Raw genomic sequence first — 20706 nt, 5'->3', positions numbered from 1 at the left:
CGGCCCCCGATGCGAGACCTCCGTGAGGAAGGACCACTTTGCTCGACACGATCCCACTCGGGCAGCCCACCGTCGGCGACGAGGAGCTCGAAGCGATCCGGGAGGTGTTCGCGTCCGGGTGGCTCTCCGGGGCAGGTCCGACCTGTCAGCGGTTCGAGTCCCGCTTCGCCGAGGTCGCCGGCACCGCGCACGCATTGGCGACGAGCAACTGCGGTTCCGCCCTGCACCTCGGTCTGCAGGTGCTCGGCGCCGGCCCAGGCGACGAGGTCATCGTCGGCGACTACACGTTCCCGGCCACGGGCCACTCGGTCATGTGGACGGGCGCGACGCCCGTGTTCGCCGACATCCGCCCCGACATCTGGAGCGCCGACCCGGCCGCCGTCGAGGCGGCGATCACGCCGCGCACCGTCGGCATCCTCGCCGTCGACGTGTTCGGGCAGCCCGCCGACTACGACGAGCTCAGGCAGATCGCCGACCGCCACGGGCTCTGGCTGATGGAGGATGCGGCGTGCTCCGCCGGTGCCAGCTATCACGGCCGGCCGGCCGGCAGTCTCGCCGATGTCGCGACGTTCAGCTTCCACGGGCGCAAGGGCATCACGGCCGGTGAAGGCGGTGCACTCACGACCGACGACGCCACGCTCGCCGAGCACGCCCGCAAGCTGCACACGTACGGCATCGCGCCGGCCATCTCGCGGGAGGGCAGCACCGACCTACCGATTCCGACGTTCGACGAGGCCGGGTACAACTACCGCCTCTCCGACCTCGCGGCGGGCGTCATGCTCGCGCAGGTCGACCGGCTGCCCACCCTGCTCGAGAACCGCCGCCGCGCGGCCCGGTGGTACGAGGAGCGGCTCGCGCCGCTCGAGCGGGTGACCGCACCGGTCGCGCTCGACGACCGCGAGCACCCGTGGCAGTCGTACGTCGTCACGCTCGACCCCGAGCTGGACCGCGGGGCGATCGCGGGGTATCTCCGCCAGCACGGCGTGCAGTGCAATTTCGGCACATACGCGTCGCACGTGCAGCCCGTGTACGGCTTCGAAGGCGAACTCCCGATCTCGGCCGACCTGTTCGGCCGGCACCTGGCCATCCCCATGCACGCGAACCTCACCGAGGCCCAGGTCGACCGCGTCGTCGAGACGCTCGCCGCAGCCATCGCGCAGCCTCGCGGCTGACGCGCCGATCAGCTCAGCCGGGCCGCCGCTCCGACGGCTCGACCATCAACCGAAGGAATCATCTGTGGCAGAGAAGAACGTCCTCGTCGTCGGCGGTGCCGGCTTCATCGGACTGCACGTGGTCGAACAGCTCCTCGCCGACGACTGGAACGTGCGGATCTTCGACAACATGGTGCGCGGCGACCGCGACCGTGCGAACGAGCTGATCGCGACCGGCCGGGTCGACGTCGTCGACCAGGACACGCGCAACGGTGCGGCCGTGTACTCGGCGATGAAGGGGTACGACCACGTCATCCATCTCGCAGCCGACTCGATCAATAAGAGCGTCGCCGACCCCTACTCGTCCGTCGACATCAACATGGTCGGTTCGCACAACGTGTTCGCGGCAGCCGCCGACCTCGGCGTGAAGCGCATCGTCGCGGCCTCGAGCGCGTCGGTGTACGGCGACCCCGAGAAGCTCCCGATGCACGAGGACGACCGGTTGAACCCGCTCACGCCATACTGCATCGGCAAGCGCACGAACGAGGATCTGCTCGGCTACTACGGCCGCAGCAAGGGCCTCAGCTGGATCGCGCTCCGGTTCTTCAACGTCTACGGCGAGGGCCAGAAGACCACCGCGTACTACACGTCGGTGATCAACCACTTCGTCAATCGCCTCAAGAACGGCGAAGCGCCGGTCATCGACGGCGAGGGCAAGCAGTCGATGGACTTCATCCACGTCAAGGACATCGCCCGGGCCGTGGTGCTCTCGCTCACGTCCGAGCAGGCGAACGTCCCGATCAACGTCGGCACGGGCATCGACACGACCGTCGCCGAGCTCGCGGAGATCCTCATCGACGCCGTCGGCGTCGACGTCAAGCCGCAGTTCAACCCGCGCCCCGTGCTCGTCACGCGCCGTGCGGCCGACATCACCCGCGCGCGCGACGTGCTCGGCTTCGAGGCGTCGATCCCGGTCCGCGAGGGCATGACCGCGCTGGTCCGGAACTCCTGATCATGACCGCCGGGCTCCCCGAGAACCCCTACAACGCGTATGCGTGGATCATCGGGGAGCCCGCGATCGGCTCCGGCACCTGGATCGGGGCGTTCACGCTCATCGACGGCTCGGGCGGACTGACGATCGGCGAGGGCTGCGACATCTCGTCGGGCGTGCACATCTACACCCATTCCAGCGCGATGCGTTGCGTCAGCGGGCGCGCGTACCCCGACGTCGACCGCGCGCCGGTCACGATCGGCGACCGGGTGTTCATCGGCGCGAACGCGGTCGTGAACATGGGGGTCACCATCGGTGACGAGTCCATCATCGGGGCGGGCGCGGTCGTGACGGCGGATGTCCCGCCGCGAAGCGTCGTCGTCGGCGTCCCTGGGCGCGTGGTCGGCCAGGTCGACCTGTCAGATCCGAGACATCCGACGACCATCCGCGACGTGGCGGACACGCCGTAGGTCGCGGCCCGAGTCCCGCGTCAGACGGTGCCCACGCCCGTGATCGACTCGACGATGCGGTGCGCCGGTAGCAGCGAGCGGCGCTCGGCCTCTGCGTCGACCCGGCCTTCGATGAGGCCCACGAAGTGCTCGAGCTGTGCGGCGAGCGGCTCCTGCGCGGTGACGAGCTCGGGGATCTCGATCACGGTCTGCTGACGGTACCCGCGGCCCTCGGCATCGGCGGGCTGGTCGGAGATGTGACGGTACAGCGTGACGTCGCGCCGGAGCAGGTCGATCTCGATGAGCTTGTCGAGGTCGTGCACGCTCAACGACCGGATCTTCCGCTGACCGACGCGACTCGCCGACACGTGAGCGACGCGACCGCCGTCGAACGTGAGCACGGCCTCGGCGACATCCTCGGCGCCCGGCGCCGAGAGCGGGTGGAAGTGCCCGAGCGCGCCGGTGATGCTCGTGGGTTCGCCGCCGAGCAGGCGGCTCGCGAGGTCGACGTCGTGCACGAGGAGGTCCCAGCCGACGCCGGTGCGGATGCGGGGGACGTACGGCGAATGCCGCGTCGCCGTCACGAACTTCGGATCCTCGATGAGCGCCTGTGCGGTCAGCACGGCCGGGTTGAACCGCTCGAGCAGACCGCACATGACGGGGACCGAGCGACGCGCCGCCGCATCGAGGATCGCGGTCGTGCGCTCGAGGCTGTCGGCCAGCGGCTTCTCGACGAGGACCGGGCGCCCGGCCTCGACGACCCGCATCGCGAGCTCGAAGTGGGCCTCGGTCGAGGCGGCGACGACGACCGCGTCCACGCTGTCGAGCCCGTCGAGCTCGGCCTGCCAGGCAGCGCCGTAGCGGTCGGCGACGGCCCGGCCGGTCTCTTCGTTCGCCTCGACCACGATCGCGAGCTCGGTGAGCGGGGACTGCGTGATGACCCGGGCGTGGAGCGAGCCCATGAAGCCCGCCCCGATGAGCATGACGCGAATTGCGGCCATGGCTCAGCGCCCCTCGACGACGGACGCCACCGCGTCGACGATGCGGTCGAGGTCGTCGGGGCTGAGGTGGGTGTGCACGGGCAGCGAGACGACCTGCTGCACGACTCGCTCGGCCACCGGGGTCGCCTCGACGATCACGTCGGGCCGATCGCGGTAGGGCTCGTAGTCGTGGACGAGCTTCGGATAATAGATGCCCGCGCCCACGCCGCGCTCGGCGAGCTTCGTGACGAACTCGTCGCGCCCGACGGCGGCGGCCTCCGTCACCCGGATCGTGTACTGGTGCCAGACATGGCGGCGGCCGGCGAGTTCGCGCGGCACCACGATGCCCGGAACCCCGCTGAGGCCCTCGCTCAGTCGGCGTGCGTGCTCCTGCCGCCGCGCCACCACGTCGTCGTAGCCCGCGAGCTGCGGGATGCCGACGGCGGCCTGCAGGTCGGTCATGCGCCAGTTGTGACCGGCCGCCACATACTGGTAGCGATCTCGCATGCCCTGGTTGCGGAGCACCCGCAGCCGGTCGGCGACGGCGGCGTCGTTCGTCGTGATGATGCCGCCCTCGCCCGTGGTGAGGTTCTTCGTCGCGTAGAACGAGAACGAGCCCGTGCCGTACGTGCCTGCGCCACGGTCACCGAGGCGGGCGCCGTGCGCCTGCGCGGCGTCTTCGACGATGGCGAGGTCGTTCGCCTCGGCGATGGCTGAGATCTCGTCCATAGCGGCGATCTGGCCGTACAGGTGCACGGGCATGAGGGCGCGCGTGCGCGGCGTGAGACGCTCGGCGAGGGACGCCGCCGTGACGTTGAAGTCGTCCTCGGAGATGTCGGCGAACCGGGCGGTGGCGCCGGCCTCGAGGATCGCATTCAACGTCGCGACGAAGGTGAACGGGCTGGTGACGACCTCGTCGCCCGGCTCGAGGTCGAGCACGCTGAGGGCTGCGACCAGTGACGTGGTGCCGTTATTCACGGCGATGGCGTGCTCGACCCCGACGAGGTCGGCGAACCGGGTCTCGAGCTCGGCGACACGGCGCCCTTGCGCGATTCCGCCCGACCTCAGAGTCTCCACGACGAGACGTTCGACTTCTGGCCCGAGCTCTACAACGGTGATTGGTATCATGAAGGCTGTTTCTCCGAGTGCGGGATGTGGATGTATCCGGCGCACCCGCAACATTCTATGGGTCGCGCGCCCACGTCCCGAATGCGCGACATGCCCGAGGACGTGCCGGCGCGCTGGACCGCGACGACTAGAGAGTGTGTATGAAAAAGCTGCCATCGTTGCCTCCGAAGGTGGTTCACCTGATCAGGTACGGCCTGGTCCTCGTGGTCGTCGCGTTCGCGGTCTACTACCTCGCGACCCAATGGGACGACATCGTGCACGCGCTCTCGGTGATGTCGTGGCAGTCCGTCGTGCTCTCCCAGATCCTGGTGCTCGTGGGCCTCGCATTCGGCACGCTCAGCTGGGTGACGATCTTGAATGGGCTCGGGCCGAAGGTGCCGCTGCTGCGCGGGTCGCAGGTGCTGCTCGTCGGCCAGCTCGGCAAGTACGTGCCCGGGTCGGTGTGGTCGTATGTGATGCAGATGGAGCTCGGGCGGCAGTACGGCATCCTGCGCGCTCGCGTGCTCGTGACCGCGCTCTATGCGGCCGGCATCGGCGTCGTAGCCTCCCTCATGCTCGGCGCGCTCGCGTTGCCCGTCGTGGTCGAGGGGCACGAGTGGCTCCTCTGGCTGTTCCTGCTCCTGCCGATCGGCCTGGTATGCCTGCACCCGCGCATCATGACCGCGCTCGCCTCGTTCGTCCTCAAGCTCTTCCGTCGGCCGCCCCTCGAGCACCGGGTCTCGTACGGCACCGTCCTCGGGGGGCTCGGCTGGTCGCTACTGTCGTACGTCGCCTACGGGCTGCACCTGTGGCTGCTGCTCAACTCGCTCGTCGATCCCGACCTGGGCTCGCTCATCCTGCTCACCGGCGCGATCGCCCTGGGCTTCACGATCGGCCTGCTCGCCTTCTTCCTCCCGTCCGGCATCGGCGTTCGGGAGGCGATCCTGATCGCGGCGATGGGTACGCTCATCACGCTCCCAGAGGCCACGGCGATCAGCCTGGCCTCGCGGGCGATGTTCACGGTCGGCGACCTGCTCGCGGCCGGCATCGCGATCGGGTTCGTGTTGCTGCTCCGTCGGCGCTTGCGCCGCGAGCAGTACGACTACCTCCGCGAAGAGGTTCGCTACGAGCACGGGACGCAGACCGCTGACGCCGAGCCGGACTCGGTCCGATGAGCAACAGGGTCCATCCGTCGGCGATCGTCGGCGAGCGCGTGCGCCTCGGTTCGGGGAACACGATCGGCCCGTTCGCGGTGCTCATGGGCGAGGTCGAGCTCGGTGACGACAACTGGATCGGTGCGGGCGTCGTGATCGGCGCGACCCCCGAGATCCGCTCGGTACCGCATCCCGCTGACGCCCTCGGCGCGGGGCGCGGAGTACGCCTCGGATCGCGGAACGTGGTGCGCGAGTACGCGCAGGTACACGCGGGTTCCGAGGCGCCGACGGTCGTGGGCGACGACGCGTTCATCATGAACCAGGTCTACATCGCGCACGACTGCAGCCTCGGCGACGGGGTCACGCTCGCGTCGAGCGTGTTGCTCGCGGGGCACGTCCGGATCGGGTCGCATGCGAACCTCGGGCTCGGGACGTCGGTGCATCAGCGTAGATCGGTGGGTGACGGGGCCATGGTGGGTATGAGTTCGACCGTGACGCGCGACATCCCGCCGTTCGCCAAGGCATACGGCAATCCGGCGCGCGTCCGCGGCGGCAACGTCGTGGGGGGCACGCGACTCGGCGGGCGCGCCGAGACCGCCGAGGCCGTGGACCGCGCATACGCCGCTGGTGAGCTCGCGTCGGCCGAGAGACTGGTCCGGGTTCTCCGCGACGAGATCGCGACGCGAGCATGACGGATGCCTCGGCCGGCAGTCCGGCCGCGTCGGACACGACGTCCGTGTCGGTCGCGCTCGGCACGCACAATGGCGCGCGCTATCTCGCGGCGCAGCTCGAGAGCGTGCTCGCCCAGACGTATCCGGTTCGGGAGATCGTGGTGTCCGACGATGCCTCGTCCGACGACACCGTGGCGCTCGCCGAACGACTCGTGGCGGAACACCGCTCGGCCGGTCGGCACATCGAGCTCGTGGTGATGCGCAACGCGCCCGCACTGGGCGTCACGGCGAACTTCGAGCAGGCGCTTCGCGCCACGTCGGGCGACCTCGTCGCGCTCTCCGACCAGGATGATGTGTGGCGCGTAGATCGTGTCGAGCGCGCGGTGCGCGCGTTCGCGGCACGTCCACAGCTTCAACTCGTCGCGTCGAATGCGCGCCTCGTCGACGAGCGCGGCGACGAGCTGCCGGCCTCGTTGTTCGAGACGCTCGGCATCACGGCAGGCGTGCTTGCGCGGATCAGCGCGGGCGGCGCACCGGCTGAGCTGCTGAAGCGCAACCTCTTCACCGGCGCGACGATGATGCTGCGCCGGACGCTTGTGCAGCGGGCCGTCCCCTTCCCGGCGTCATGGGTGCATGACGAGTGGCTGGCGATCGTCGCCTCGCTGACGGGCGGTGTCGGCGTCGTCGACGAGCCCCTGATCGACTACCGGCAGCACGGTGCGAACCAGATCGGCGTGACCGAGCTCGGGCTCGGCGGAAAGCTCGGCCGCCTGCGTGCGCCGCGGACCGAGCGGAACATGCGTCTCCTCGCGCGAGCCCGGGACCTCGCCACGCGACTCCCCGGTCTCATTCCCGACGACGCGTGGGCTCTGCGCCAAGCCGCGGAGAAGCTTGCGCACGAGTCGGCCAGGAGCGCGCTCCCGCCCGGCCGGCTCGGCCGGGTGGCCCCGGTCATGCGGGAGCTGCGCACCGGCCGGTACTCGGCATTCGGCCGGGGTGCGCAGGACGTTCTGCGTGACCTGGTTCAGCCGGTCTGAAGCGGTTCGGCGGTCACGGCCGGCCTCCTCACCGGCCGGGCTGTCGACCACCACGCGATGAACGCCGTGCCGAGCGCGAGCACGGCGAAGGATCCCAGCAGGAGGACGGTCCCGCCGGGAGGAGCCCATTCGGGTGCGCGCAGCACGGCACCCCAGGTCCCGTCGAGGCCCACGGTGTATCGCTTCATCGCGACGGCGAAGGCATAGAACTGGGCTGCGCCCCAGGCCAACCAGACGACCGCGAACAGGCGCGTCGATGCACGGCCGACCTCCGCGGAATCAGTCTCGGCAAGCGTGCGTGCACGCGCGACCGGACGCTCGCCGAGCACCACGGCCACGCCGATGACCGCGATCGCGAAGAGGGGCAAGGTGTACCGGCCCTGCCAGATGTACCCGCCGGCGGTCACGTACGCCGCCTGGACGAGTGGTGGCAACAGGAGCAGTGCCGCCAGCAGCGCCGCCGCGAAGCCGAGCCGGCGCCCACGGAGCACGGCGACGGCCGCGAGCACGAGCGTGCCGATGAATGCCGACCAGACGAAATAGACCACCGCCGGCGCCGGGGTGTCGAGCCAGCCGAACGAAGCGATCATCTGCGCGCCGTAGTCCCACGTATCGAGGAACGTGACGACGAAGCCCGTGAGCGGGCTCGTGCCCACCCCCGGGTACTGCTGGAAGTGCTCCTCGTCGCTGAGCGAGCCCGTGAGCGAACTGCTGCCGAGCGTCCAGAGCACGGCGAGCAGCGCACCGAGCAGCATCGCGCCGATCGCGACCCAGACGACACGCCGCGCGAGGAGCGCGCGCAGCTGCGCCCACGAGACGAGCAGCAGGGGTGCCGCGAGCGCGAGCGCGATCCAGAGCGGCGAGAGTCCTCGCATCTGGGCACCCACGGCGGCCGAGACGGCGGCGACTGCGAGCGGTCCTCCGATTCGGCCCTCGGCGCCGCGTCGCACGACGGCCAGCATGGCGGTGAACGCCGCCATCGTGGCCGTCACCTCGACGGCGTTCGGGTTCACGGCACCGCTCATGAACAGCAACGTCGGCACCGTCGCGACGCCGATCGCGGCGAGCGTGAGCGCGCGCCTGCCGAGCCCGAACGCGAAGCTCGCTGCGAAGGCGAGGAACAGGGCTGAAAGCACGGCGCTCGCGATGCGCATCGCGTAGATGCCGCTGACATCGCCGAAGAGCAGGCTCGGCCAGCCCACGACGGCGTAGTAGAAGGGGTTGTAGAGTCCCGCGGTCGTCGTGCTGAGCACGAGACCCGACGGATCGGCCGGGTTGTCGTCGATGCAGTCCGCCGCAACGTTGGGCTGGAACACGATGCACACGACGCTGTGGGTCGCCGCGACATATCCGGGAACCGACACGATGTTGCCGGCGCTCGACGGCTCGCCCACGAATTGTCCGCGTGCGACCGAAGCGGCTTTCACCAGATGTGCCGGCTCGTCGGGCGACGCGCCGACCGGCGTCGCGATGGCCCAGAGGATGCCGAGGAGCGAAGCCAGCGCCCAAGTGATCGCGAACACGCGGCGTGGAACGCGCTCACGCGGCGGACGATCGCCCGGGGAGGCTGCGATCGGGGTGGGCTCGAGGCGGCTCATCGCTGGTGGAGGCTCCTGTCGGCGTCTGGCGGGCGCTCCCACCTTAGCCGCACGGATCCGAGTGGACCGCGGCTCGCACGCTGATTCCCGCTGCCGGAAGCTAGACTTCGTCATACCCACCGTCCGGCTCGCGTTTCGCCCCCCAGACCCTGGAGCCCGATGCCCCTGGAATCACCACGCCGATGGCGTGATCTCGGCGTGCTCGCGCTCGGCTCGGCGACCCTCGCAGGGGGAGCCATCGCGATCGTCGCAGGCGCGAGCCCCGCGTTGCTCGCGGGAGCCGCGATCGCCATGCTCACGGTCGCCTTCGCGCAGCGTGCCTCCTGGACGCTGTCCTTCGCGGTGGCGATCCTGACGCTGCTGGGGGTGCACACCCTGATCGCCCGCTTCGCGCCGGTCGCCGGCTTGGAGTACGGCGCTTTCGCGACAGCGGCGGTCGTCGTCGTCGGCCTCGTCGCGGTCGGGGTCTCGGCGCTGCTCGCCAGGGGCCGGGGTTTGCGACTGCCGGCCGCCGCCGACCTGCCGATCTCGATCGGCGTCCTGTCGGTGCCCGTGTTGTCGTTGTTCTATTGGGTGGGTGCACTCGGCTGGGGCTCGCAGATGCGCGTCGGCTGGATCCTCGCGAACGACGCCGTGTGGAACACCATGGCTGCGCGGTTCATCGTCGTCGACGGTGGCATCGACCCCGCCGCCCATCCGAACCCCGCGCCCTCGACCGCGGCCCTTGCCGCGAGCTGGATGATCCCCGGACGAGATGCGGCCGCCGAGATGCTCAGGCATGACGTGGCGCGTGAGGCCCAGCTCGTACTGCTCGTCACGCTCGCGGCCGCAGTCCTGGCGGGCCTCGTCGCGGCGCGATCGGTCCGCGCGGCCCACCCGGTGGTGCGCGTGCTCGCCGGGGTCACGGGCTCGGCGTTCGTGCTGGGCTGGTATGTCCTCGGTTTCACGGCCGAGCTCGGCTTCCTCAACGCGCCGATCGCGGTCATCCTCCTACTGGCGTGCTGGGTGTGCTGGACGGATGCTCCGCGGTCGCCGATCCTGGCGGCGGCCGGCCTACTCGTCGCGGCGACGTTGCTGCTCGCGACTTGGGCGCCCGTGGTACTTGTCCCGCTCGCGCTGGGGGCTATGGCGCTGCCGGTCTTCTGGCAGGCACTCGTCGCGAGGCGTGCGCTCGCGATCGCGGTGTTCGTGGTCGGCATCGCTCAGCTCGTCGTCTACGGCGTGGTCGTGACACTCGGCGACCTCCGGACGACCGGTGGCGCGCTCGCCGCGGACGGCGCGGCGCCGCCGGTCGAACCGCGGGACGTGGCGCTGGTCGTGGCCCTCGCGCTCGTCACCACCGTGCTCGTGCTGCTCAGGCGTGCGCGAACGCTCGGCCTGCGGCGCGATGCCGTGGGAGTCCTCGCCCTGCTCGGCGCAGGAGGCGTCGGCGGCGGCTATCTTGTCCTGCAGCGCCTCGGCGCGGGGCTCGGCTGGTGGGGCTACTACCCGGCAAAATTCGCCTGGCTCCTCTGTGTGCTGCTGCTGATCGTTGTGCTCGGGCTGCTGCTCGCCGTGGCATCCGCGGCTCGCTCGCCGCGCCGTGTCGCGCTCGCGTCGATCGCGGCGCTCGCGCTCGTCGGCCTTGTCGTCTCGGGATCCCTCCCGCTCGGAGGCATCCGTCGCGTGCCCGCGGCCGTCGCGCTCGCGACCGACGCCGAGTACGCGAAGCGCGGTGACGCGGCCGACCGGCTGTTCGCGATCGCCGACGGCGGCCCGACGATCGCGGTGCGTCTCACTGGTGACCCCGCCTCTGATGCGCTCTTGAACGCGTGGCTGTTGCAGGCGCACTCCGAGGACAGCTCGGACCCCGTGCGCGCCTACGCGTACGGGCTCGACACATTCGACGCCACGTCCGTGTGCGACGCGATGCAGCTCTGGGGCGGCGGCGTCCGGCTCGTGACGGGTGACCCGCTGCTGGCCGATGAGCTCGGGGCGGTGTGCCCGGACGCGGGCTACGAGGTGGTCGTGTCGTCGTGAGCCGGCGAGTCGCTGCCGACTCCCGGCCGGGCGGGTGATCCGAGCGCGGTCACGCGTTCGTCGAGCAGCGCGACGTCCTCCGCGAGCGCACGGATCTGCGTCTCCTGGCGCGTCAGCTCCGAGCTGAGCTGGATGCAGACGAGCACGAGCATCGCGATGCTCACGAAGAAGATCAGGTTGGCGGGTTCGCTCACGCCGATGAGTGCAGCCGCGCCGTCGAGGAGTCCGGGGAAGAGTCCGACGATGAGCGCGGCCACGCCAGCGATGAGCCACCACACCGCGTGCCGTTCGCGCAGGCGCCGGTGCCGCAGCATCTGTACCACGACAGCGAGCGTGACGAGCGCGGCGATGATGCCGAAGATGTAGGCGGTCGTGCTCATGGCGCAGTCTCCTGAGGCTCGAACGCGGGGGGCCTGGTCAGAGCGAAGCCGAGGGCGAGCACGGCGCGACCCAGGTAGACGGCCGACTTCCACGGATTTTGCGACGGGACGCCGCCGGCGCGTTTGCGCATGGTCACCGGGACCTGCCGGATGACTCGCCCCGAACGCGAGGCGATGACCAGCGCCTCGATCGTGTCGCCGAGGTATTCGGCCGGGTAGTGCCGCGCGAAGAGCGCGAGCGTGCGCCGATTGATGGCCTTCAACCCCGACGTGGTGTCCGTCAGCTTCGTCTTCGCCGTTCGGCTCAGCACGACGGCGAGCATCCGCATCGCCCACTTTCGCGGCCCGCGGACCTCGTACTCGCCCTTGCCAGCGAATCGGGCGCCGATCACGAGGTCCGCTCCGCCGCCGCCGTCGGTGCCGTGCAAGACGGCGAGCAGCTCGGGGACGCTGGCCGGATCGTGCTGGCCGTCCGCATCGATCTGGACGGCGGCGGCGTATCCGTGCCGGACGGCGTACCTGAACCCGAGTCGCATGGCTCCGCCGACGCCGAGGTTGAACGGCAGGTCGAGCACGATCGCCCCGGCACCGCGAGCGCGTTGCGAGGTCGCGTCCGCTGATCCGTCGTTCACGACGAGCACGTCGACGTCGGGCAGGGTCCGCTTGACCTCGGCGATGACCGCCGGGATCGCTGCCTCCTCGTTGAACGCGGGCATGATGATCAGCGTTCGGCCGGGAAGGGTGGACATGACCTCGATTCTATGCCCGAGGCTCTCTCGGGCTCGATCGCCGGAGTCCGTCACGCCCGATCGCGCCGGACTAGGGTGGTTCAGTGGCCAGCACACCCGATCCCGAGGAGTTCAGCGCACCGCCCACCGCGAAACGCGAATACGCCGACCGGTTGGCGACGCTCGAACGACGGGGGATCCGCCGCTTCATCGACGTGCAGGCGCCCTATCGATGGAACCTCCGCCGGCTCCGGTTGGGCCGGGTGCTCGACGTCGGCTGCGGCCTCGGCCGAAATCTCGTCGGGCTCGACGCGGGATCGGTCGGGGTCGATCACAACGCGGAATCGATCCGCATCGCCCGTGCGCGCGGGCTGCAGGCGTACACACCAGACGAGTTCTTCGCGGCGCCCGAGGCCGAGCCCGGCGCGTTCGACACACTCCTCTTCGCGCACGTGCTCGAACACCTGCCCTCCGAGGCGGGCGTCGACCTCGTGCGCCAGTACGTGCCCTACCTGGTGGAGGACGGGCGTCTCTGCTTCATCACGCCGCAGCCCCGCGGGTACCGCTCCGATGCCACCCACGTCACGTACATCGATCTCGACGGCCTTCGCGAGCGGGCCGAACAGCTCGGCGCGCGGGTGGAGCGGGCCTCGTCGTTCCCGCTGCCGCGGCTGTTCGGCGAGGTCTTCACCTACAACGAGTTCCTGGTGGTCGCGCGGATGCACGGCACCTCGTAGGGCTCAGCGGCCGATCCCGTGACGAATGAGGGCGCGAGTGCCCGCACCGTCGCGGGAGACGAGCGCCCGCGGCAGCACCGACAGCGCATTGAGCCGCGAGGTGGCCCGGAGCGACGCCTCGCGGGCGGCGCGCGTCCAGCCGCGGCGGCGCATGCCGGCCGCGGCCTCGGCGAGGTAGCGGCGCTCCTCGGCGAAGCGCGAGCCCTCGGCGGCACGCCACGACGACACGCTGGCGGCGTGCCGCCGGTACCGGAACGCGGGAACGTCGTCGAGCACCATCGTGCCGCCGGACTCGACGATCTCGATCTGCAGGGCCAGGTCGAGGACGACCTCGTAGTCGGGCCGGAAGTCGAACTGCTTGAGCGCGTCGGTCCGCCACGCGATCGACGGGAAGTACGTCCAGTTGGCGCGCAGCAGGCTCGCGGCGAGGGCTTCGCCGCCGAGCTCGCGCGTGTGACCGTCGAGTCGTGGCCGCAGGGCGGCCTTGACCCGATCGGCGAGCGGCCGCGCCACGCGGCCTTCGGCGTCGATCACCTCGACACCGGGTTGCACGTACGATGCGGTCGGGAACGCCTGGGTCAGCTGACGGATGCGGCGGGCGTAGCCCGGCAGCATGAGGTCGTCGCAGCCCATGATCACCGAGTACGGCGCGGTCGCGAGCCGGACCGCCTCGCGGAAGCTGCCGTTGACGCCGCGGTTCTCCGGGCTGCGCAGGTAGGTCACGCGCGGGTCTGCGAGGCCCGCGGCCCACTCGCCCGGCGCGCGGTCGGGGTAGGCGTCGTCGAGGATCGTGAGCCGCCATCCACCGGAGTCTTGCGCGAGTACGCTCTCGACGGCCAGCCGGAACTGCAGGGGGTCGCCCCAGAACGGCATGACGACGTCGAGGAACGGCGCCTCGCCATCGCCCGGCACGGCGGAATCGGTCACGACTGCTCCAGACGGGGGCGCGTCGAGACATCCGGCCGACGCGTAAGCTGTCCGACAGTGTATCAACCGAAGGGACAGCCGGCCGTGGTCGAGGGTCAGCAGGAACCGGCCGCGGAGGCACGGCAGTCCGTGCTCTGGATGCTCGGTGCCACGATCGTCACCGGCATCGCCGGATACCTGGTGATGTGGCTCACCGCGCGCACGGTCGGGGCCGCCGAGTACGCCGTGTTCGGCGTGTTCTGGTCGGCGCTGTTCCTCGTGGTCGGCATCCTGTTCGGCCTGCAGCAGGAGGCGACGCGCGTCGTCGTCGCGCGCGCGCCGAACCGTCAGGGCGCCGGACCGGGCCCCGAGCACGGCCCGCGCAGTGGCCGCGGCGGCTCACTCTGGCTGTTCGCAGCGGGCGCCGGCGCGCTCGTCGTGATCGTGCTGCTCGCGACCGCGCTGCTCTGGGCGCCGCCTTCGCTCGGCGAGCACTCGGGGCTCGCGGTGCAGGTGGCGATCGGATCGGGACTCAGCGCGATCGTCGCGGTCGCGAGCGGGATGCTCGCGGGCCGCCAGCGCTGGCGGGTGCTCGGGCTGGTGATCGCCGCGGACGGCCTGCTCCGGCTCGCGTGCGTCGGCGTGGTCCTCGCGGTGCTCGCCGAGCCCGCCCCGCTCGCGTGGGCCGTCGTCGCGCCGTATGTGCTCGTGGTCGCGGGACTCTTCGTCATCGGCGGCCGTCGCTTCCTCCGTGACGGGCGCGTCGGGCTGAGCTACCGTCGGCTCGCCGCCAACTCGGCCCAGACGGTCGTCGCCGCGTCGGCGACCGCGGTGCTCATCAACGGGTTCCCACTCGTGCTCTCGCTGGTCGCGCGTGACCTCGACGCCGCGCTGCTCGGTGCGCTCATCTTCGCGATCACGCTCACTCGCGCGCCGTTGCTCGTGCCCCTGATGGCGCTGCAGAGCTATCTCGTGACGGCGTTCACGCTGCGTCGCGGCGACGAACGCCGGCTGCTCGCGACGTGGCTCGTAGTCGTCGCTGCGGGCGCAGCGGTCGTCGCGGCGGTCGTCTGGCTCGCGGGGGAGTGGGCGCTCGACGTGTTCGTCGGTGCCGACTTCGCGCTGCCCGCGACATTGCTCGCACTGCTGGTCCTCGCGGCAGGCTGCATCGGGGCGCTGTGTGTGTCGGGTCCCGCGCTCCTCGCCAGGGGCCTGCACACCGGCTACGCGATCGGCTGGGTGGTCGCGTCGATCGCGACCGTCGTCGTGCTCGTCCTGCCGGCGCCGATCGAGGTGCTCATCCCGATCGCGCTCGCGTCCGGGCCCCTGCTGGGCGTCGCAATCCACCTCGTCATGCTCGGCCGCGTCCGCGCGTCCGACCGGCGCTCGACCGCCGCGACCGCAACGGCCTGAGCCACGCGGCTCGCGGCCCGCTCGGTTCGAGCCGCGCAGGTCGGGCCGCGCAGCCGGGCCGGCTAACCGAGCCGTTCCGACGAGGGTGCGGCGGGCGCCGGCCTCGAGAGCGCATCGCGCCAGCTCATGTCGCGCGCGGCCTTCACGGCGCACACCACGAGCAGCATCCAGCCGCCTTCGACGAGCGCGAAGCTCTCGGTGACGCTCGTGACCGCGATGACGACGAGCATGAGCGCGGGCCAGAGGTACACCGGGCTGCGTCTCGAGGACGCGAGCAGCCACGATCGGACGAGGGCCACGCCGATGAGCCCGCCGAAGAGGATCAGCCCGATCACGCCGACCTGGAAGTACGCGTCGATGAACGCGCTGAGCGCCGACGCGTGGGCGCGCCCCGTCATCTGCTCGATCCACGTGTACGGCGCCAGCTCGCTCGGCCATTCGCCGACGAAGCCCCACCCCTGCAGCGGATTGGACGCGAGATACCGCGAGGCCTCGCGCCACACCTCGAGCCGGACGTCGAACTCGGCACGCGCGTCGATCAGCTCGATGATCCTGATGCGGAGCAGCCACGCGGCCACGAGCGCGACGACGCCGGCGGCGAGGAGCGCGATCTGCCACCGCCAGCGGCTCGGTGGGTCGGCGCGGCGGAGTCCGTACAGGGCGGCGAGTGCGACGAGCGCGGCGACGAGCGCCGCCCAGGTCGTCGGTGAGCCCGCGAGGATGAGACACAGCCCCGCGAGGGTCATCGACCCCACGGCCTTGCCGCGCTGGGAGATCTTCGTGCGCCACTCCACGATGAAGGTCAGCAGCGCGATGAGCGCCACGAAGCCCAGCATGTTGCGCGTGCCGAAGATCCCCTGGATCGGGCCGAGGCTGGCGAGGTCGCCCTTGATGCCGAGGAACGCGATGGGCAGGTCGAGCAGGATCCCCGAGAGCACCTCGAGGGCGAGCGAGACCCCGAGGAGCACCCGCATGACGTCGCCGAACGCGCGGACGATCTGGATGGTGTCGCGCATGAGCGCGATGTACACGCCGAGCACGCCGAACGCGACGAGGTAGGCGACCCGGCCCGCGCTGAGCCAGGTGGTGTTGCTCCAGATCACCGATGCGGCGCACCACGCGACGAACACGAGGATCGTGAGCGGCAGGATGCCGTACCACTCGACCGCCGGCCACCTCGCGACGAGTGAGAACCCGGCGAGCACGATCAGCCCGCCGAGTGCGGCGAGCAGCCCTGGCCAGCCCATGAGGGCGACGATCGTCTCGGTCGAGAACGCGAGGCCGATCGCGATCAGCGCGAGTGCCTGCGCGAAGCGGGCCTGACCGACCGCCGCGCGGACGGCAGGCCACGCGCCGGCGCCGCCTCGCTCAGCGGTCATCGCGGGGACGCCGCCCGTGTGGCCGGGCGGCGGTCGAACCGGGTCCGCGCGGGTTCGACGGGCAAGGGTTCCGGCGCCCACTGGTACCGCTTCGTGGACCAGGCGACCGCGAGCAGCAGCAGCAGACCGCCCTCGATGAGCAGCCGGCTCTCGGCGAGGCTCTGGCCGATGAGTGCGACGACCAGCGCGAAGGGCACGAGCGACGCCGCGGTGTGGGGCCGCAGCCGCCCCGAGGCATCCATCGGCCGGTCGACCGCGAGGAACCAGGACCGCCAGAGCGCGCCGACGACTACCGAGGCGAACGCGATGAGCCCGAGCACGCCGAGCTGCAGCCACACGTCGAGCCAGGCATTGTGCGCCTGCAGGTAGGTGACGCCGTTGCGCGTGTAGAGCGTGTTGAGCGGTTCGGCCCACGGCGTCCAGTAGCCGAGCCAGCCCCAGCCGAAGAGCGGCCGTTCGGCCGCGAGGCCGATCACGGCGTTCCAGATGTCGAAGCGACCGGTGACGTCCTGGCTCTTGCCGAAGAGGGAGGTGAGCGGCCCCCAGAGGGCCACGAGCGCGACGACGGATGCCACGAGCGCGAGGACGCCCGTCAGGTAGACGGGGCGACGGCCGTCGGGGCCGACGCGGCGCGCCCAGAGCGCGAACGCGACCGCGACGGCGACGAGCACGGCGACCAGGACCACGGTGGCCGACCGCGTGAGCGCGAGCGTGAGGCCGGCGACGATCAGCCAGCCGATGCCCGACGCGCGCCGCATGGCGCCGGAGGCGAGCAGCGCCCCGAACACGATCACGCCGAGGAGGGCGACCATGGCGAGCAGGTTCCGGCTGGCGACGATGCCCTCGACGGGCCCGCCGTCGAAGAGCAGGGCCCGTGACCAGTAGAAGGCCATCGGCAGGCGCTCGTAGTCGCTCGGGTCGTAGTCGGGGAACAGCGGCTGCACGGGCTGGCGCACGAAGAGCGCCACGACGAGCTCGAAGGCCAGCGAGAGCCCGAGCACCCATTTCACCGCCGCGGCGATCGCGGTGACGAGCCGGCTCCAGGTCAGGCAGATCGCGAGCGCGATCGCGACGAACGCGGTGACCAGCACGATGGCCACGCCGAGCGCCGACGACGCGGGATATGCCGACCACGCGATCGACAGTGTCGCGATGCCGAGGAACGCCAGTGTCGACTTCGGCACCCGACGCCACGTCCAGGTGGGCCGGGTCTCGACGATGAGCCAGATCGCACCGGCGACGACGAGCGCGACGACGGCGCCGAACCCCCACCAGCCGAGCAGGTTGCGCCAGAACTGCCCGGCGAGGACCGTGAACACGGCGAACGTCGCGTAGGCGCCGACGAGCGCGGAGCGGCGTCCTGGGTTCATGCCGTCAAGGCTATCGCCGCGGGCACGCCTCAGGCGTGTGTCCCAGCTCGCATGGCGGACACGCGCTCAGACGAACGCCGCCTCACCCGTGATCGCCCGGCCGACGATCAGGGTGTTCATCTCCCGCGTGCCCTCATAGGAGTACAGCGCCTCGGCGTCGGCGAAGTACCGGGCGACGCGGTGCTCGAGCACGATGCCGTTGCCGCCGCAGGCCTCGCGGGCCCACGCGACGGTCTCGCGCATGCGCGCGGTGGCATACGCCTTGGCGAGGGCGGAGTGCTCGTCGCGCTGCAGGCCGCGATCCTGCAGCTCGGAGACCCGTACGACCATGCCGAGCGATGCGGTGATGTTGCCGAGGCACTTCACCAGGTGGTCCTGGATCAGCTGGTGCGCGGCGATGGGCTTGCCGAACTGCACGCGAGCCTTGGTGTAGGCGAGCGCGGCCTCGTACGCGCCGATCGCGGTGCCGACGGCCGACCAGGCCACCTCGGCGCGCGTGGCGCGCAGCACGGCGGCCGTGTCGCGGAAGGAGTTCGCACGCTGCAAGCGGAGTCCCTCGGGGACGCGCACGTCGGTGAGCACGATGTCGGCGTTCTGCACGGGACGCAGGCTGATCTTGCCCTCGATCTTCGTCGCGGCGTACCCCGGGGTGCTCGTCGGCACGATGAACCCCTTGACCTGGCCGTCGGCCTCGTCCTTCGCCCAGATGATCGTGATGTCCGAGAACGTCGCATTGCCGATCCACCGCTTCGCACCGTTCAGCACCCACTCGTCGCCGTCACGTCGTGCGGTCGTGCGCAGGCCGCGGGCCGAATCCGATCCGGAGTCGGGCTCGGTGAGGCCGAAGGCGCCGAGCACCTCGCCCGAGGCGAGCTTCGGGATCCATTCGGCACGCTGCTCGTCCGATCCGGCGACCGCGATCGACCCGGTCGCGAGCCCGTTCTGGACGCCGACGAACGTGCCGACCGAGGCATCCACCCGGGCGAGTTCGAGTGCGACGAAGCCGCGGAAGACCGCCGAGTTCTCGAACGGACGGGTCTCCTCCCACGCGTAGGAGAGGACGCCCTGCTCGGCGAGCGGGGCGATCAGCCGCATCGGGAACTCGGCGCGCTCCCAGTACCCGCCGATGACCGGGGTCACCTCGGTCTCGAGCCACGTGCGGAGCCGGGCGAGCGCCTCGCGCTCGCGATCGGTGAGCACGTCGGCGTACGAGTAGAAGTCGGCGGCGAGCGGTTCGAAGGACATGGGCGCTCCAGGGTGGGCTCCGGCAAGGGTGTGCCGAGCCTATGGCCGGGTGGCCGTGGTGCGGCAACGCCGTTGGTAGCTTGAGACAACGCGCCCGAAAGGACACTCCTGCATGTTTGTCGGCATCCACAACACTCCACGCGATTACGCGTGGGGTTCGTCAGAGCACATCGCGGCCTTCCTGGGCACCCGGCCATCTGGTGGACCCGAGGCCGAGCTGTGGCTCGGCGCGCACGCCGGATCGCCCGCGAAGATCGACGACCCGGCTGCGACCGGTGGCGCGCGGGACCTCGCCGAGTGGATCGAGGCTGACCCCGAAACCGCGCTGGGCGCTGACCTCGCGGCGCAGGGCGCGCGGCTCCCGTTCCTCCTCAAGCTGCTCGCCGCGGGCGGCCCGCTGTCGCTGCAGGCGCACCCGACGCCCGCGCAGGCCCGGGCCGGGTTCGCGCGTGAGGAGGCCGAGGGGGTTCCCGTCGACGCGTACGACCGGAACTACAAGGACACGTTCCACAAGCCCGAGCTCATCGTGGCGCTGAGCGACACGTTCGACGCCCTCTCGGGATTCCGTCCGGTGGCGGAGGTGCGCGACGTGCTCGCCACGCTCCGCGCCGCCGATGCGGCCGACGTGCAGCCCGACCCGGGCGCGCTCGATCTGCTGGAGACGCACCTCGCGGGCGAGGGCGGGATCGAGCAGACCGTCGAGTGGCTGCTCCGGGACGGCCGCGGCGGCGACACCGGCGAGGCGTCGTGGGTCGTCGAGCGCGTCGTCCGGCTCTCGGCCAGCGAGATCGCCGCGTCGTCCGGTTTCGCCCGTTCGTTCGCCACGGTGGCCGCGCTCGCCGAGGCGTATCCCGGCGATCCCGGCATCGTGATCTCGCTCCTGCTGAACCGGGTGCGGCTCACTCGCGGGGAGGCGCTGTACCTGCGCGCCGGCAACATCCACGCCTACCTCGACGGACTCGGCATCGAGCTGATGGCCTCGAGCGACAATGTGCTTCGCGGCGGGCTCACCCCCAAGCACATCGACGTCGGCGAGCTGCTCGACGTACTCGATGTGACGCCCATGCCGCCGCCGCGGCTCGAGCCCGAGGTCGCGGCCGACGGCGTGCGCACCTTCCGGCCCGACGTTCCCGACTTCGTGCTGCACCGGGCAGAACCGGGGGCGGATGCCTCGCGCGTCACGCTCACCGGACCGGCCATCGTGCTCGCCGAGCGCGACGAGGTGCGGGTGTCGGGCGTGACCGGCGAGACCGTGCTGGCGCGCGGTGCCGCGGTCTACGTCACGCCCGAGGAGGCGACGCTCGAGATCACCGGCCCCGGGATCGCGTGGGTGGCGACGACCGGCGTCGCGTCCGAGGCATCCGCCGCCTGACCCGAGTGCCGGGCGCGGG

19 protein-coding genes are annotated in these 20706 nt (G+C 71.0%); 10 read left to right on the top strand and 9 right to left on the bottom strand.

The annotated features are described in order from the left end of the window. Positions 1–38: 38 nt before the first annotated feature. From QU602_RS12215 to QU602_RS12205, 3 genes are all read left to right on the top strand, one after another. Positions 39–1172, top strand: coding sequence for a DegT/DnrJ/EryC1/StrS family aminotransferase (locus QU602_RS12215; protein ID WP_308796731.1), 1134 nt, complete (start codon positions 39–41; stop codon positions 1170–1172). Between the two features lie 64 nt (positions 1173–1236). Continuing rightward, on the top strand, positions 1237–2163 hold the full coding sequence (locus QU602_RS12210; protein WP_308796730.1) for an NAD-dependent epimerase/dehydratase family protein: 927 nt from the start codon (positions 1237–1239) through the stop codon (positions 2161–2163). A 2-nt stretch (positions 2164–2165) separates the two neighbouring features. Beyond that, positions 2166–2612: an acyltransferase gene (locus QU602_RS12205; protein WP_308796729.1), complete on the top strand. Its 447-nt coding sequence runs from the start codon at positions 2166–2168 to the stop codon at positions 2610–2612. Positions 2613–2632: 20 nt separating this feature from the next. On the opposite strand, the gene QU602_RS12200 is transcribed toward QU602_RS12205, so the two are convergent. After that, on the bottom strand, positions 2633–3592 hold the full coding sequence (locus QU602_RS12200; protein ID WP_308796728.1) for a Gfo/Idh/MocA family oxidoreductase: 960 nt from the start codon (positions 3590–3592) through the stop codon (positions 2633–2635). A 3-nt stretch (positions 3593–3595) separates the two neighbouring features. After that, positions 3596–4648 (bottom strand): DegT/DnrJ/EryC1/StrS family aminotransferase, encoded by a 1053-nt coding sequence (locus QU602_RS12195; RefSeq protein ID WP_373692810.1) that lies wholly within the window; start codon positions 4646–4648, stop codon positions 3596–3598. Between the two features lie 221 nt (positions 4649–4869). Between QU602_RS12195 and QU602_RS12190 the strand changes: the two genes are divergently transcribed. The 3 genes from QU602_RS12190 to QU602_RS12180 are packed head-to-tail and all read left to right on the top strand — an operon-like array spanning position 4870 to position 7540. Then, complete coding sequence (locus QU602_RS12190) at positions 4870–5853, top strand: lysylphosphatidylglycerol synthase domain-containing protein (protein ID WP_308796726.1); 984 nt, start codon at positions 4870–4872, stop codon at positions 5851–5853. After that, positions 5850–6524, top strand: coding sequence for an acyl-ACP--UDP-N-acetylglucosamine O-acyltransferase family protein (locus QU602_RS12185; protein WP_308796725.1), 675 nt, complete (start codon positions 5850–5852; stop codon positions 6522–6524). The genes QU602_RS12190 and QU602_RS12185 overlap by 4 nt, the downstream gene beginning before the upstream one ends. Then, complete coding sequence (locus QU602_RS12180) at positions 6521–7540, top strand: glycosyltransferase family 2 protein (protein WP_308796724.1); 1020 nt, start codon at positions 6521–6523, stop codon at positions 7538–7540. Before QU602_RS12185 ends, QU602_RS12180 begins: the two co-directional genes overlap by 4 nt. Here the strand turns inward: QU602_RS12180 and QU602_RS12175 are convergent. Next, positions 7528–9138: a DUF2142 domain-containing protein gene (locus QU602_RS12175; RefSeq protein ID WP_308796723.1), complete on the bottom strand. Its 1611-nt coding sequence runs from the start codon at positions 9136–9138 to the stop codon at positions 7528–7530. The genes QU602_RS12180 and QU602_RS12175 overlap by 13 nt on opposite strands. A gap of 159 nt (positions 9139–9297) precedes the next feature. Here QU602_RS12175 and QU602_RS12170 point away from each other — a divergent pair, with 159 nt between their 5' ends. After that, the gene (locus QU602_RS12170; protein ID WP_308796722.1) at positions 9298–11157 is read left to right on the top strand and encodes a hypothetical protein; all 1860 of its coding nucleotides are present in this window, start codon (positions 9298–9300) and stop codon (positions 11155–11157) included. Here the strand turns inward: QU602_RS12170 and QU602_RS12165 are convergent. Beyond that, a complete protein-coding gene (locus tag QU602_RS12165) occupies positions 11133–11537 on the bottom strand; it encodes a DUF2304 domain-containing protein (protein ID WP_308796721.1) in 405 nt (134 codons plus the stop codon). The two genes, QU602_RS12170 and QU602_RS12165, sit on opposite strands and share 25 nt — an antisense overlap. Then, positions 11534–12286 (bottom strand): glycosyltransferase family 2 protein, encoded by a 753-nt coding sequence (locus QU602_RS12160; RefSeq protein WP_308796720.1) that lies wholly within the window; start codon positions 12284–12286, stop codon positions 11534–11536. The genes QU602_RS12165 and QU602_RS12160 overlap by 4 nt, the downstream gene beginning before the upstream one ends. Positions 12287–12369: 83 nt before the next feature. Between QU602_RS12160 and QU602_RS12155 the strand changes: the two genes are divergently transcribed. After that, a complete protein-coding gene (locus QU602_RS12155) occupies positions 12370–13002 on the top strand; it encodes a class I SAM-dependent methyltransferase (RefSeq protein ID WP_308796719.1) in 633 nt (210 codons plus the stop codon). Positions 13003–13005: 3 nt separating this feature from the next. Here QU602_RS12155 and QU602_RS12150 read toward each other — a convergent pair whose 3' ends face one another. Continuing rightward, complete coding sequence (locus tag QU602_RS12150) at positions 13006–13929, bottom strand: glycosyltransferase family 2 protein (RefSeq protein ID WP_308796718.1); 924 nt, start codon at positions 13927–13929, stop codon at positions 13006–13008. Between the two features lie 57 nt (positions 13930–13986). Here QU602_RS12150 and QU602_RS12145 point away from each other — a divergent pair, with 57 nt between their 5' ends. After that, positions 13987–15321: a polysaccharide biosynthesis protein gene (locus QU602_RS12145; RefSeq protein WP_308796717.1), complete on the top strand. Its 1335-nt coding sequence runs from the start codon at positions 13987–13989 to the stop codon at positions 15319–15321. Positions 15322–15383: 62 nt separating this feature from the next. Here the strand turns inward: QU602_RS12145 and QU602_RS12140 are convergent, their stop codons facing one another. The 3 genes from QU602_RS12140 to QU602_RS12130 form a co-directional block, all read right to left on the bottom strand. Then, a complete protein-coding gene (locus tag QU602_RS12140; protein WP_308796716.1) occupies positions 15384–16700 on the bottom strand; it encodes an O-antigen ligase family protein in 1317 nt (438 codons plus the stop codon). Continuing rightward, positions 16697–18070, bottom strand: a complete 1374-nt coding sequence (locus tag QU602_RS12135; protein WP_308796715.1) for an O-antigen ligase family protein — start codon at positions 18068–18070, stop codon at positions 16697–16699. Before QU602_RS12135 ends, QU602_RS12140 begins: the two co-directional genes overlap by 4 nt. 66 nt (positions 18071–18136) lie before the next feature. Continuing rightward, a complete protein-coding gene (locus tag QU602_RS12130) occupies positions 18137–19315 on the bottom strand; it encodes an acyl-CoA dehydrogenase family protein (protein WP_308796714.1) in 1179 nt (392 codons plus the stop codon). A gap of 112 nt (positions 19316–19427) precedes the next feature. Between QU602_RS12130 and manA the strand changes: the two genes are divergently transcribed. Next, on the top strand, positions 19428–20687 hold the full coding sequence (gene manA / locus QU602_RS12125; protein ID WP_308796713.1) for a mannose-6-phosphate isomerase, class I: 1260 nt from the start codon (positions 19428–19430) through the stop codon (positions 20685–20687). Positions 20688–20706: the final 19 nt, after the last annotated feature.

Origin of the sequence: Agromyces protaetiae, assembly GCF_030866785.1 — a bacterium.
GTDB lineage: Bacteria > Actinomycetota > Actinomycetes > Actinomycetales > Microbacteriaceae > Agromyces > Agromyces silvae.
The sequence above is the reverse complement of the archived record's forward strand: the minus strand, read 5'-3'. Positions and strand labels throughout refer to the sequence as shown.